The following is a 12,548-nucleotide window of genomic DNA, read 5'->3' on the forward strand; positions in this document are numbered from 1 at the left end:
TGTCCAGTTGCGTGCGGTCCGTAGCGGGCGTTTCCGACTGTTTGCGTCGTATTCGCGTCGCGGTTTCCGATACGAGCAGCCCGCCGGCACCGGTCCTGGGTCGCCCCGATCGCCCGGCCGCCCGTACGCGCCGCCCCGAGCCCGGTCGACGCCGGCGGGCATCATCGGCGTTCCCTGGCGACCGTGGGACCGGATGCGAGATCATGCCGGTCATGCCACAACTCGAGGCCCGCGAGGTCCCACTCCACAAGGTCTTCTGCAGCGACTACGACTTCCGCATCCCCGACTACCAGCGTCCGTACGCCTGGGAGACGGAGCAGGCGGAGCAGCTGCTCACCGACCTCGAAGAAGCCCTCTCGCGCGGGACCGACGAGCCCTACTTCCTGGGTTCCGTCGTGCTGGTCAAGGACAGCGGCGCCGCTGAGGCCGAGGTCATCGACGGCCAGCAGCGGTTGACCACCCTGACCATCCTGCTGGCCGTGCTGCGGGACCTGGCGGACAACCCGGACGTCGTCAACGACCTCACGGCACTGATCGCGGAGCCCGGCAGCACCGTTCTCGGGCTGCAGGCCAAGCCCCGGCTCACCCTGCGCCCGCGCGACGCCGACTTCTTCCGACGACACATCCAGACCCCCGGCTCCACTGCCGGGCTCATGGGCCTGAATCCGCACACGCTCAAGACCGACTCGCAGCGTGCCCTGCAGGCGAACGCCAACGCGCTGCACACCACCCTCGCCGGCTGGACCGACACACAACGCCTGGCGCTCTGCCGGGTACTGAGTGTCCAGACGTTCCTGGTGGTGGTCAGCACTCCCGATCTCGACAGTGCGCACCGCATCTTCAGCGTGATGAACTCACGCGGCCTGGACCTCTCACCCGCCGACATCTTCAAGGCACGCGTCATCGGCGAGATCGACGACGACGCCTCCGAGATCTACGCCGCACGGTGGGAGGACGCGGAGGAGGCATTGGGGCGCAATGACTTCTCCGATCTCTTCCAGCACATACGCATGGTCTTCGCCCGTGAGCGAGCCCGCCAGGAACTGCTGAAGGAGTTCCAGACGCAGGTCCTGTCGCACTACCAGCAGGGGCGCGCAAAGGAATTCGTCGACGAGGTCCTGGTGCCCTATGCCGAGGCTTTTGCGACGATCCGTGATCAGCGCTATCAGGCGGGGGCCGGGTCCGAGACCGTCAACCACTGGTTCCGCCGCCTTCTCCAGCTCGACAACAGCGACTGGTGGCCCGCGGCCCTCTGGGCGCTGCGCCACCACGGCGGTGACCCGCGGTGGCTCGGGGAGTACTTCGGTTCGCTGGAGCGGCTGGCTGCCAGCATGTTCATCCGACGTGTCTATACCACTCCCCGTGTCCAGCGATTCGCCGAGCTGCTCAAGGAGTTGACGAACGGCATGGGTCTGCGGGCACCGTCGTTCCAGCTGACGGGAGACGAACGTGCCGAAACGCTCAGGCGCCTTGACGGCGATGTCTACCATGAGACCAAGACGCGCCGGTACATCCTGCTGAGGCTGAACGAACTGGTCTCCGAAGACGGAGTGGTGACGACCTATCATGCTCCGCGGATAACCGTCGAACACGTCCTGCCGCAATTTCCCAGGTTCGGCTCCCGATGGGCGACGGATTTCACCCTGACCGAGCGCCATGAGTGGACTCATCGACTCGCCAACCTGGTGCTTCTCAGTGACCGGAAGAACGCTCAGGCACAGAACTTCGACTTCGCGGTCAAGAAGGAGAAGTACCTCAAGCGAGGCGTTGTCACATTCCCACTCACCACCCAGGTGCTGGGTCACAGCACCTGGAATCCCCAGGACCTGGAGAGGCGGCAGACCGAACTGCTCGGCCTCCTCGCCAAGGAATGGCGACTGTAGGCGTCTCAGCACACCTACGGAAGCTGCGGAATGACGTCCTTGCCGTAGGCGTCGATAGTGGGCTCGACGGCGTCGTGCATGGCGTAGACGGCGAACTGGTCGACGCCGAGGTCGCGCAGTTGGGCGAGTTTGGCCCGGTGGGCGGCGGGTGGGCCGATGAGGCAGAAGCGGTCGACGATCTCGTCGGGGACGAAGGCGGTGTCGGGGTTTCCGGCGCGGCCGTGGTGGCTGTAGTCGTAGCCGTGGCGGTCCTTGATGTACGCGGTGAGGGCCTCGGGGACCAGGCCGGAGTGCTCGCCGTAGCGGCTGACCAGGTCGGCGACGTGGTTGCCGACCATGCCGCCGAACCAGCGGCACTGCTCGCGGGCGTGCGCGAGCGCCTGCGGCGAGTCGTCGGCGGTGACGTACGCGGGGGCGGCGACGCAGACGGTGACGGCGGCCGGGTCGCGCCCGGCCTCGGCGGCGGCCGTCCGGACCGCCTTGACCATCCACTCGGTCAGGTAGGGGTCGGCGAGCTGGAGGATGAAGCCGTCCGCCTGCCGGCCGGCCAGGGCGAGCGCCTTGGGCCCGTACGCGGCCATCCAGACGGGCAGTTCGGCGCCGGGCCGCACCCAGGGGATGCGCAGCACGGTGCCGTCGACCTCGGCCTCGCGGCCCTCCGCCAGCTCCTTGACGGCGTGCATGGCCTCGCCGAGCCGGGCCAGCGTGGCGGGACTGCGGCCGGCGACCCGCATCGCGGAGTCGCCGCGGCCGATACCGCACACCGTCCGGTTGCCGAACATGTCGTTGAGCGTGGCGAAGGTCGACGCGGTCACCTCCCAGGTGCGGGTGCCCGGGTTGGTGACCATCGGGCCGACCCGCAGGCGCTCGGTCCGGGCCAGGATCTGGCTGTAGATGACGAACGGCTCCTGCCAGAGCACGGCGGAGTCGAAGGTCCAGCCGTGGGTGAAGCCCGCCCGTTCGGCACGGACCATCCGTTCGACGAGCAGCTCGGCGGGCGGGTCGGTCTGGAGCACGAGGCCGATGTCCACGGAATCCACCTTTCAGGGGCGTCGGGTCGGTCAGTCGATGAACTGGCAGGTGGCGCGCGGCTGGTAGCGGCCGTGGCCGGGGCGGCCGAGGTAGGCGCCGTCGTCCACGATCACCGCGCCGCGGGAGATCACCGTGCGGGCGCGGCCGGTGATCCGGCGGCCCTCGTAGGCCGAGTAGTCGACGTTCATGTGGTGGGTGGCGGCGGAAAGGGTCTGCTGGGCCTGCGGGTCGTAGACCACCAGGTCGGCGTCCGCGCCGGGCGCGATGGTGCCCTTGCGCGGGTAGAGGCCGAACATCCGCGCGGGGGCGGCGCAGGCGATCTCGATCCAGCGGCGGCGGGAGAGGTGTCCGTCCAGCACGGCCTGGTGCAGCAGGTCCATCCGGTTCTCCACGCCGGGCAGGCCGTTGGGGATCTTCGAGAAGTCCCCGCGGCCGAGTTCCTTCTGCCCGGCGAAGCAGAACGGGCAGTGGTCGGTGGAGACCACCTGCAGCTCGTTGGTGCGCAGGCCGCGCCAGAGCGCCTCCTGGTGTTCGCGGGGGCGCAGCGGGGTCGAGCAGACGTACTTGGCTCCCTCGAAGCCGTCGGCGCCGCGTTCGGCCAGGTTGTCGGTGGAGAGGAAGAGGTACTGCGGGCAGGTCTCGCCGAAGACGTCCAGGCCCTGGCTGCGGGCGGCGGCCAGCTCGGCGAGCGCCGAGGCCGCCGAGACGTGGACGACGTACAGCGGGGCGCCCGCGACCTGGGCGAGCTTGACCGCCCGGTGGGTTGCCTCGGCCTCCAGCAGCTCGCGGCGGACCTCGCCGTGGTAGCGGGGGTCGGTGCGCCCGGCGGCGAGGGCCTGTTCGACCAGCACGTCGATGGCGATGCCGTTCTCCGCGTGCATCATGATCAGGCCGCCGTTGTCGGCGCTGCGCTGCATGGCCCGCAGGATGCGGCCGTCGTCGCTGTAGAAGACGCCGGGGTAGGCCATGAAGAGCTTGAACGAGGTCACGCCCTCCGCGACCAGGAGGTCCATCTCCTTGAGGCTGTCCTCGGTGACGTCCGACATGATCATGTGGAACGCGTAGTCGATCGCACAGCGGCCCTGGGCCTTGGCGTGCCAGGCGTCCAGGCCCTCGCGCAGGGCGGCGCCGACGCTCTGGACGGCGAAGTCGACGATGGTGGTGGTGCCGCCCCAGGCGGCGGCGCGGGTGCCGGTCTCGAAGGTGTCCGAGGCGGCGGTGCCGCCGAACGGCAGCTCCATGTGGGTGTGCGCGTCCACGCCGCCGGGGATCACGTAGTGGCCGGTCGCGTCGATCACCCGGTCCGCGGTCCAGCCGGCGGCGACGGCGGAGTCGGTGCTGGCGAGCGCGACCACCCGTTCGCCCTCGATCAGTACGTCGGCCGCGGTCTCCTCGGCGGCCGTGATCACCAGGCCGTTGCGAATCACCGTACGGGTCATGGGAGTTCCTCGCCCTCTGCGCGGTTCTGGGTCAGGCCTCGGTGAGCGGTCCGTAGGCGTCCGGACGGCGGTCGCGGTAGAACGCCCACTGCTGGCGCACCTCCTCGATCAGGTCGAGGTCGAGGTCGCGGACGACCAGCTCCTCGTCCTTGTCCGAGGCCGGCTCGCCGACGAACTGCCCGCGCGGGTCGACGAAGTAGGAGGTGCCGTAGAAGTCGTTGTCGCCGTACTCCTCCACGCCGACCCGGTTGATCGCGGCCACGAAGTACTCGTTCGCGACGGCGGCGGCCGGCTGCTCCAACTGCCAGAGGTAGGCGGAGAGTCCGCGGCTGGTGGCGGACGGGTTGTAGACGATCTCGGCGCCCGCCAGGCCCAACGCCCGCCAGCCCTCGGGGAAGTGCCGGTCGTAGCAGATGTAGACACCGACCTTGCCGACCGCGGTGTCGAAGACCGGCCAGCCCAGGTTGCCGGGCTTGAAGTAGTACTTCTCCCAGAAGCCCTTGACCTGCGGGATGTGGTGCTTGCGGTACTTGCCGAGGTACGAGCCGTCCGCGTCGATGACCGCGGCGGTGTTGTAGTAGAAGCCCTGCTGCTCGACCTCGAAGACCGGCACCACCATCACCAGGTTCAACTCCCGGGCCAGCGCCCGCATCCGGACGACCGTCGGGCCGTCCGGGACGGACTCCGCCCAGCGGTAGTGCTCGGCCTCCTGCACCTGGCAGAAGTACGGTGCGTTGAACACCTCCTGGAAGCCGATGACCTGCGCGCCCTGGGCCGCGGCCGCCCGGGCGGCGCGCTCGTGGGCCGCGATCATCGACTCGGCGTCGCCCGTCCACGCGGTCTGGAAGAGGGCTGCGCGTACTACTCGACTCATGGGCACGTCTCCTCGGTCGGCGCGGCGAAGCCAGGGCTGCGCGAACGCGGTCGCAGCAGCCCTGGAGCTGAGACTAGGAGCCCCAGTGTGCGAGTTCGCAGCGCCACGCGGTAGAGGCCGCCGTCAGATCCCGGTGATGGTGGAGGCGACGATTCGCACCTCGCCGTCCTCCCGCGCGGCCAGCGCCGCCCGCAGCCGCAGCTCGCGCGCCGGGCCGAGCAGCACCATCGCCTCCGCGGGCTCCACCCAGCGGTACTCCTCCAGCTCCTCCTCCTGGAGGTCGATCGGCGTGCCGACCGGGACCGTCCCCGCGTCGAAGATGAAGTGCACGGCAGGGTGGTTGAGTTCGGCGGACGGGTGGGTCCAGGAGACCACCAGCAGCCGGCCCGGCTCGATCCGCAGGCCGGTCTCCTCCAGCAGCTCGCGGCGGGCGCACTCGTACGCGTCCTCACCGCGGTCCACCGTGCCGCCCGCGAACTGCCAGCCGGGGCGGTAGTTGGGCTTGAGGACCAGGACGCGACCGGATTCGTCGGTGAGCAGGGTCCCGGCGGCGGTGTACGAACGCGGCAGCGAGGCCAGCCACTGGTCGCGGGGAAGCAACGGCTCTTGGGCCATGGTCGGTCGACTCCTTGACTGGCTCAACACGGTCTGCGGGACGCTCTGTCGCGGGCATTCAACCATGTGGTCGGACTCGAGCGGCGACCTGGCAGAGTGGGGGCCATGACCGACCAGATCCTGCTCGCAGGCCGCAGCGCGCTCCCCTCCCAGGTGACCGGCCTGCAGGCGTACGTCCCCGAGGGTGTGCGCCACGACGGCGTCGCCGTCCTCGTCATCGACCGGCCCGAGCGGCGCAACGCCGTCACGCTGGCGATGTGGCGGGCCCTGCCGGACGTGCTGGGCGCTCTCGCCGCGCACCCGGGGGTGCGCGCCCTGCTGCTCACCGGCGCGGAGCGGACGTTCAGCGCGGGGGCCGACATCGCCGAGCTGTCGCAGGTGTACGGCGACAGCGCGAGCGCGGACGCGTACCACGCGCAGAACGTCGCGGCCGAGCAGGCGCTGGCCGCCTTCCCGCACCCGACGCTCGCCGTCGTGCACGGCTCCTGCGTGGGCGGGGGCTGCCAGTTGGCGGTCGCCTGCGACCTGCGGTTCGGCGCCGAGGACGCCCGGCTCGGCATCACGCCGGCCAAGCTCGGGGTGGTCTACCCGGCCGTGCCGACCACCCGGCTGGCCCGCCTGGTCGGACCGGCCCGGGCCAAGTACCTGCTGTTCTCGGGCGAGTTGGTGAGCGCTCGGCGCGCCGAGCTGTTCGGACTGCTGGACGAGGTCCACCCCGCCGACCAACTGGACGGACGCGCGCTGGAGTTCGCCCAGCTGCTGGCCCGGCGCTCACCGCAGACGATCGGCGCCGCGAAGGCGGCGCTGGAGTCCGAGGACCCGGCGGCCGCCCTCGCCGACTGGGAGCACCGCTCCCGCCGGACGCCGGACGTCCGGGAGGGGCTGGCGGCCTTCCTGGAACGGCGCGAACCCCGTTTCTGATCCCGGCCCCCGCTGCCGTACGGAGTAACGCGAGGCGTGCACCCGGCGGCTCTCTGGTGAGATGCATTCCAGGAGCTGTCCTCTCACCAGCAAGGAGTCCCGGCATGCAGGCAACAGTGGGCGACCGGTTGCACATCCACAGCAACGCGGTCGGCGTCGCCGACCGCACCGGCGAGATCGTCGAGGTGCGCGGTGCGGACGGCGGGCCGCCGTACATGGTCAGGTACGACGACGGAACCGAGGCGCTGGTCTTCCCCGGCCCGGACGGCATCGTCGAGCACCCCGGCGACCAGGGCTGATCCCGAGGAGATCAGCGGATCGGCAGGCCCGAGATGGTCCGCGCGATGACCAGCCGCTGGATCTCGCTGGTCCCCTCGAAGATGGTGTAGATCGCGCTGTCCCGGTGCATCCGCTCCACCGGGTACTCGCGGGTGAACCCGTTGCCGCCCAGGATCTGCATCGCCTGCGCGGTGACCCACTTGGCGGTCTCACCCGCGTAGAGCTTGGACATCGAGCCCTCGGCGGCGGTGAACGGCTGCTGGTTGGCGGCCATCCAGGAGGCCCGCCAGACCAGCAGCCGTGCCGCGTCGATCCGGGTCCGCATGTCCGCCAGGGTGAACGCGACGCCCTGGTTGTCGATGATCGGGCGGCCGAACTGCACCCGGGTCTTCGCGTAGTCGAGCGCGACCTCGTACGCGGCCCGGGCGATCCCGATGGCCTGCGCTCCGACGGCCGGCCGGGAGGCCTCGAAGGTGGCCATCGCGGCGTTCTTCCCAGCGCCCGAGCCGGTCTTGCCCCCGCCCGCCGCCCGCTCGCGGGCCCGCGCGAGCCGCTCGTCGAGCTTCTCCTTGCCGCCCAGCAGGCAGTGCCCCGGCACCCGGACGTTGTCCAGGACCACCTCGGCCGTGTGCGAGGCGCGGATGCCGTGCTTCTTGAACTTCTGTCCCTGGCTGAGCCCTGGCGTGGCCGGCGGGACGACGAACGAGGCCTGGCCGCGCGCGCCGAGCGCCGGGTCGACGGTGGCGACGACGACGTGGACGGCGGCGATCCCGCCGTTGGTGGCCCAGGTCTTGGTGCCGTTGAGCACCCACTCGTCCTTGGCCTCGTCGTAGACGGCACGGGTGCGCAGCGCCGAGACGTCCGATCCGGCGTCCGGCTCGGAGGAGCAGAAGGCCGCCACCTTGACGTCGTCGGGGGTGCCGAACATCTGCGGGGCCCAGGTGCCGATCTGCTCGTCGGTGCCGTTCGCCAGCACCGCGACGGCGGCCAGCGTGGTGCCGACGATGGCCAGGCCCAGGCCCGCGTCGCCCCAGAAGAGCTCCTCCATGGCGACCGGGATGCCGACGCCGGACGGGTCGAAGTACTGCTGGGCGTAGAAGTCCAGCGAGTAGATGCCGATCTTGGCGGCCTCCTGGATGATCGGCCAGGGGGTCTCCTCGCGCTCGTCCCACTCCGCGGCGGCCGGGCGCATCACGTCGGCGGCGAAGCCGTGCAGCCAGTCGCGGACGGCGAGCTGGTCCTCGCCGAGCTCCAGTGAGAAGGGGCTCATGGTGCCTCCAGGGATCATGGGTCGAAGATCGGGGGTGGCGAGGGCTCAAGGTCGCGCCGCCAGGTGTTACCGCGGGTAACATCGGTGGGAGTCTGCTACTCATAGGTAACGGATGTCAACGAGCGCACGAGAAGACGGAGGGGCCGGGTGGCAGCCCTGGAGGCACCGCGCAGGGAGCAACTGCTCAACGCCGCAGACCGAGTGGTCCGCCGGGACGGGCCGGGGGCGAGCATGAACGCCATCGCCGCCGAGGCGGGCATCACCAAACCGATCCTGTACCGGCACTTCGGCGACCGCAACGGCCTCTTCCAGGCGCTGACCGAGCGCCACACCTCCGGCCTGCTGGACGCGATGCGCGCCGCGCTGGCCGAGCCGCTGGAACGCCGCGAACGCGTCGAACTCGTCCTGGACACCTACCTCGCCGGGATCGAATCCCGGCCGCAGGTCTACCAGTTGCTGACCCATCCCGAGGCGGGCGACCCGAACGGCGTCGGCAGCGCACTGGCGCCCGCGATGCGGCAGATCGCCGACGAGATCACCCGGGCGGTGACCGCGCAGGTCGACCTCGGCCCGGACGCGCCGCTGCTCTCCGAGACCTGGGGCCGGGCCATCACCGGGATGGTGCTGGCGGCCGGTGACTGGTGGCTGGAGCAACGCCCGTGCCCGCGGGCCCGGATGGTGCAGGCGCTGGCCGACCTGCTCTGGGGACGGCTCGCAGCCGCCGCCCCGCTCCCGGCCGCGCCCCTGCCCTCCGCACCCCCGCCGACCCCGCCCACGCCGTAACCCTTGTGCAGCTCCGGACGATCCGGCAGGATCGGCGATCCCTCATCACCGAGCCCCGTGCGAGGTGCCCGTGCGCGTCCGCCGAACCGCCGCCGCCCTGTCGCTGACCCTCGCCGCCGCCCTCACCACCGGCGCCGCCGCGCCGGCTGCCACGAGTAGTCAACTCCACTACAGCCAAGCCGAGTTCCCCACCGGAACGACGACCGCCCCGGACGGCAGCACGCTCTTCACCGACCCGGCCGGCCGCACCCTCCAACTGCGCGGCTTCAACGTGGACAAGTACGACGAGACCACCGAAGCCGACGTCCGCTCGATCGCCGCACACGGCTTCACCCTGCTGCGCGTCGCGATCTCCTGGAACCGCCTGGAGCCCGCCCGCGGCCGGTACGACAGCACCGAACTCGGCAAGCTGCGCCAACTCCTCTCCTGGGCCGACCGATACGGCCTGCTCGCCCTGATCGACTTCCACCAGGACGTCTACGGACCGCAGTTCGGCGGAGGCGACCGCGGCATCCCGGTCTGGGCCACCCGCGACGACGGGCTGCCGTTCGTCCCCGACCCGAGCGACTGGTTCGCCGGCTACTTCCAACCCTCCGTCCAGGCCGCCTTCCGGCACCTCTACGACGACCCCGACCTACGGCAATGGCAGGCCGAGTTCTACACCCGGATCGCCTCCGAACTGCGCGGCTACCGCTCGCTGCTGGGCTACGACCTGTTCAACGAGCCGTTCGGCCCGATCGACGGCGACCCCACCGACCCGAGCGTGCTGGCGGCCTCCTCCGCCGTCCTCGAACAGGGCCGGCTCGCCGCCATGTACCAGCGGCTGATCGGCGCCATCCGCTCGGTGGACAACCGCAGTTGGCTCTTCGTCGAGCCCACCGTGCTGGTCGGCCAGGGCGTGCCGACCCAGCTGCCCGGCTTCACCGACCCGCGCGCGGGCGCGCCGCGGCTCGGCTACGCACCGCACTTCTACGACACCGCGGTGGAGAACGGCGCCGACTGGAACCCCTCCGACGGCTTCATCGGGGCCTACACCGCCGCCATCACCGGCTACCCGCGCGCCCACCGGCTGCCCGTCCTGGTCGGCGAGTGGGGGCCGCCGAACCCGCGCACGCCGGGCAACACCGAGCTGGTCCGCGAGCAGGTCGCTGCGATGTCCGGCTTCGCGACCGGCTGGACCATGTGGTACTGGTGCCAGGGGGACGGCGGCTACTGCGCGCTCGGGACCGACGGCCGTCCCGCACCGGGTGACGGGCCCGCCTTCGCGCCGTACCCGATCGCACTGGCCGGCCGGCCGGTCACGGTGTCCTTCGACGGCACCACCTACACCCTGGAGTTCAGCACGGGCCAGGGCGGCTGGAGCGAGCTGGCGATCCCACCCGGCGCCCGGGTACGGGTCACCGGCACCCCGGTGGCGGTCGTCGACACCAGTCGGCCCGGCCACGCCCGCGTCCTGCTCCCCCGCGCCCGCCCCGGCACCGCGGTCACCATCACCGTCACCGCAGGGTCTTAGAGCAAGTCCGCCCTGGCCGCCTGGATACCGGCCTGGAACCGGGTGCGGGCGCCGAAGCGGTCCATCAGCTCGCGCACCCAGCGCTGCACGGTACGGGTGGAGACGCCCATCTGACGGGCGATGCTCTCGTCCGTCAGACCGGCGGCCAGCAGCGCGAGCAGCTGGCGGTGGCGGTCCTGCGGCAGCTCGGCGGACTCCGGCGCGGGCATCCGCATCGCGCGCGACCAGTACAGCTCGAAGAGCCCGGCCAGCGCGTCCAGCAGCGAGGACGGCCGGACCAGCAGCACGCTCTCCAGCTCGGTGCCCGAGCTGACCGGCAGCAGCGCCCAGCGATCGTCCACCAGCGCCAGTTTCAAAGGAAGTTCGGGCAGCACCCGGGCCAACTCGCCGGCCTCCATCACGGGATAGATCTCGGCCAGCCGGGACGGCTCGCGCAGTACCCGGCTCTCGTACACCGTCTTCAGCCGCACCCCGCGGGCCAGCATGGAGAATTCGAGTTCCGGGTCGGATCGCCGGATGTACGGGGGCTTGTCCATCACCCGCAACTGGGTGCGGACGCCGAGTTGGAGACTGCGCCAGAGCTCCGCGACCGACTCCCGGCCGCTGATGATCTCGACCAGCTCGCCGGCCTCCGAACCCGGCCGGGAGCGGCGGTAGGTGCGCATCAGCTCGTTGATCCGGCCGCGGGTGCGCCGCAGTTCGACCTCGCGCCGCAGCAGCAACTCCTCCAGCGCCACGTCCGGCGCCGCCGCGCTCCACAACAGGCCGTCGGTGCCCGGCCGTTCCACCAGGCCGTGGACGGCCAGCGCCGCCAGCGCGGCCAGCGCCCGCTCGATGCCGAGGCCGAGTGCGGTGCCGAGCTGCTGGGCAGTGCCGGCCGTGGTCCCGAGCAGGTGCAGATAGATCAGTTCCTCGTCGGCGGCCAGCCCCAGGCCGCTGAACCGTGCGGTCCGCTGCTCCGCCACCCGGCACCACTCCCCGCTGTCCAGGCTGCCGTTCCGTTCGGCCCGAGAGACCCGACTGTGGTCCACGTCAGGCCGGAAATCAAGAGCTTGATCGAATGACATGTTTCCGCCATGTCGGGTTCCGGCCCCGCCCACCACCTTCCTGTAGGTCGTCCACCGACCCCAGGCTGATCCGCATCACTCAGGAACTCCGCCGGTCCCCCACCCGGCGGTGCGCCGGAGCACATCCACGTACCCCCACGCGAGGAGACCCCCATGTCCAGCCTTCGCACTGTCCGGGCCGCCCGCGCAGGGCTCGCCGCCCTGCTCGCCCTCTCCGGCGCGGCGATCGCCGCACCCGCGACCGCGGCCACCGCGACGAGCTTCGGAACGGCCCACCACTACGGCAACCCGGCCAACTTCTCGGGCAACAGCACCTGGGGTGGCTACGTCGCCCAGGGCCGCAACTTCACCAGCATCTCCGGCTCCTGGACGATGCCGCAGGTCCAGTGCAACACCACCAACGACCTGTTCGCCCCCTGGGTCGGCATCGACGGCTACGGCTCGCAGACCGTCGAGCAGACCGGCGTGCAGGTGGACTGCTCCAGCGGCTCCCCGGTCTACTCCGGCTGGTACGAGATGTACCCGGCGGGGCCGGTCTACTTCAGCAACCCGGTGAGCGCCGGCGACAACTTCACCGCCAGCGTGGTCAGTGCCAGCCGGGGGAGCTACACCCTCAAGCTGACGGACAACACCCAGGGCTGGACGAAGACCACCACCAAGCGCCTGAACGGCCAGAACGTCAGCGCGGAGGCGGTCATCGAGTCGCCGAGCCAGAGCTACCCGTCGTGGGACAGTCTGAGCTTCTCCAACATCAAGGTCAACGGCCAGGTCTTCGACAACTACAGCCCGGAGTCCATGGACAGCGGCCCGTACACCGAGACGGCCCTGCAGAACGGCGCCTTCTCGATCATCCCCGGCTGACCACCGGCTCC

General features: G+C 70.9%; 12 protein-coding genes. 6 read left to right on the forward strand and 6 right to left on the reverse strand.

The window, feature by feature from the left end; genetic code table 11:
- The first annotated feature begins 212 nt into the window (after positions 1-212).
- Entirely contained in the window at positions 213-1,883 is a 1,671-nt protein-coding gene (locus P3T37_RS26180) for a DUF262 domain-containing protein (protein ID WP_280726331.1), read from the forward strand.
- A gap of 14 nt (positions 1,884-1,897) precedes the next feature.
- Here P3T37_RS26180 and P3T37_RS26185 read toward each other — a convergent pair whose 3' ends face one another.
- The 4 genes from P3T37_RS26185 to P3T37_RS26200 all read right to left on the reverse strand — a co-directional run bounded on the left by P3T37_RS26185 (position 1,898) and on the right by P3T37_RS26200 (position 5,843).
- Positions 1,898-2,914: a TIGR03842 family LLM class F420-dependent oxidoreductase gene (locus P3T37_RS26185; RefSeq protein WP_280726332.1), complete on the reverse strand. Its 1,017-nt coding sequence runs from the start codon at positions 2,912-2,914 to the stop codon at positions 1,898-1,900.
- A 30-nt stretch (positions 2,915-2,944) separates the two neighbouring features.
- Positions 2,945-4,354, reverse strand: a complete 1,410-nt coding sequence (gene hydA, locus P3T37_RS26190; protein WP_280726333.1) for a dihydropyrimidinase — start codon at positions 4,352-4,354, stop codon at positions 2,945-2,947.
- 31 nt (positions 4,355-4,385) lie between these two features.
- Entirely contained in the window at positions 4,386-5,228 is an 843-nt protein-coding gene (locus P3T37_RS26195; protein WP_280726334.1) for a nitrilase-related carbon-nitrogen hydrolase, read from the reverse strand.
- Between the two features lie 123 nt (positions 5,229-5,351).
- Positions 5,352-5,843: an NUDIX hydrolase gene (locus P3T37_RS26200; protein ID WP_280726335.1), complete on the reverse strand. Its 492-nt coding sequence runs from the start codon at positions 5,841-5,843 to the stop codon at positions 5,352-5,354.
- Between the two features lie 105 nt (positions 5,844-5,948).
- On the opposite strand from P3T37_RS26200, the gene P3T37_RS26205 reads away from it, so the two are divergent.
- Both P3T37_RS26205 and P3T37_RS26210 read left to right on the forward strand, forming a co-directional pair.
- Positions 5,949-6,764, forward strand: a complete 816-nt coding sequence (locus P3T37_RS26205) for an enoyl-CoA hydratase/isomerase family protein (RefSeq protein WP_280726336.1) — start codon at positions 5,949-5,951, stop codon at positions 6,762-6,764.
- A gap of 104 nt (positions 6,765-6,868) precedes the next feature.
- On the forward strand, positions 6,869-7,063 hold the full coding sequence (locus tag P3T37_RS26210) for a DUF1918 domain-containing protein (RefSeq protein ID WP_280726337.1): 195 nt from the start codon (positions 6,869-6,871) through the stop codon (positions 7,061-7,063).
- 11 nt (positions 7,064-7,074) lie between these two features.
- On the opposite strand, the gene P3T37_RS26215 is transcribed toward P3T37_RS26210, so the two are convergent.
- Positions 7,075-8,313 (reverse strand): acyl-CoA dehydrogenase family protein, encoded by a 1,239-nt coding sequence (locus P3T37_RS26215; protein WP_280726338.1) that lies wholly within the window; start codon positions 8,311-8,313, stop codon positions 7,075-7,077.
- Between the two features lie 147 nt (positions 8,314-8,460).
- Here P3T37_RS26215 and P3T37_RS26220 point away from each other — a divergent pair, with 147 nt between their 5' ends.
- Complete coding sequence (locus P3T37_RS26220) at positions 8,461-9,096, forward strand: TetR/AcrR family transcriptional regulator (RefSeq protein ID WP_280726339.1); 636 nt, start codon at positions 8,461-8,463, stop codon at positions 9,094-9,096.
- A gap of 70 nt (positions 9,097-9,166) precedes the next feature.
- Positions 9,167-10,609: a cellulase family glycosylhydrolase gene (locus P3T37_RS26225; protein WP_280726341.1), complete on the forward strand. Its 1,443-nt coding sequence runs from the start codon at positions 9,167-9,169 to the stop codon at positions 10,607-10,609.
- Here the strand turns inward: P3T37_RS26225 and P3T37_RS26230 are convergent.
- Positions 10,606-11,574 (reverse strand): LuxR C-terminal-related transcriptional regulator, encoded by a 969-nt coding sequence (locus P3T37_RS26230; protein ID WP_280726342.1) that lies wholly within the window; start codon positions 11,572-11,574, stop codon positions 10,606-10,608. The genes P3T37_RS26225 and P3T37_RS26230 overlap by 4 nt on opposite strands.
- 255 nt (positions 11,575-11,829) lie before the next feature.
- On the opposite strand from P3T37_RS26230, the gene P3T37_RS26235 reads away from it, so the two are divergent.
- Positions 11,830-12,537 carry a G1 family glutamic endopeptidase gene (locus P3T37_RS26235; protein ID WP_280726343.1) on the forward strand — a complete coding sequence of 236 codons (708 nt, stop codon included), beginning with the start codon at positions 11,830-11,832 and terminating at the stop codon, positions 12,535-12,537.
- Positions 12,538-12,548: the final 11 nt, after the last annotated feature.

This window comes from Kitasatospora sp. MAA4 (genome assembly GCF_029893355.1).
Classification (GTDB): domain Bacteria; phylum Actinomycetota; class Actinomycetes; order Streptomycetales; family Streptomycetaceae; genus Kitasatospora.

Excerpts from the sequence above, each read along its gene's own strand:
- P3T37_RS26180 (WP_280726331.1), top strand. The coding sequence starts at position 213 with ATGCCACAACTCGAGGCCCGCGAGGTCCCACTCCACAAGGTCTTCTGC.
- hydA (WP_280726333.1), bottom strand. The coding sequence starts at position 4,354 with ATGACCCGTACGGTGATTCGCAACGGCCTGGTGATCACGGCCGCCGAG.
- P3T37_RS26195 (WP_280726334.1), bottom strand. The coding sequence starts at position 5,228 with ATGAGTCGAGTAGTACGCGCAGCCCTCTTCCAGACCGCGTGGACGGGC.
- P3T37_RS26200 (WP_280726335.1), bottom strand. The coding sequence starts at position 5,843 with ATGGCCCAAGAGCCGTTGCTTCCCCGCGACCAGTGGCTGGCCTCGCTG.
- P3T37_RS26205 (WP_280726336.1), top strand. The coding sequence starts at position 5,949 with ATGACCGACCAGATCCTGCTCGCAGGCCGCAGCGCGCTCCCCTCCCAG.
- P3T37_RS26210 (WP_280726337.1), top strand. The coding sequence starts at position 6,869 with ATGCAGGCAACAGTGGGCGACCGGTTGCACATCCACAGCAACGCGGTC.
- P3T37_RS26215 (WP_280726338.1), bottom strand. The coding sequence starts at position 8,313 with ATGAGCCCCTTCTCACTGGAGCTCGGCGAGGACCAGCTCGCCGTCCGC.
- P3T37_RS26235 (WP_280726343.1), top strand. The coding sequence starts at position 11,830 with ATGTCCAGCCTTCGCACTGTCCGGGCCGCCCGCGCAGGGCTCGCCGCC.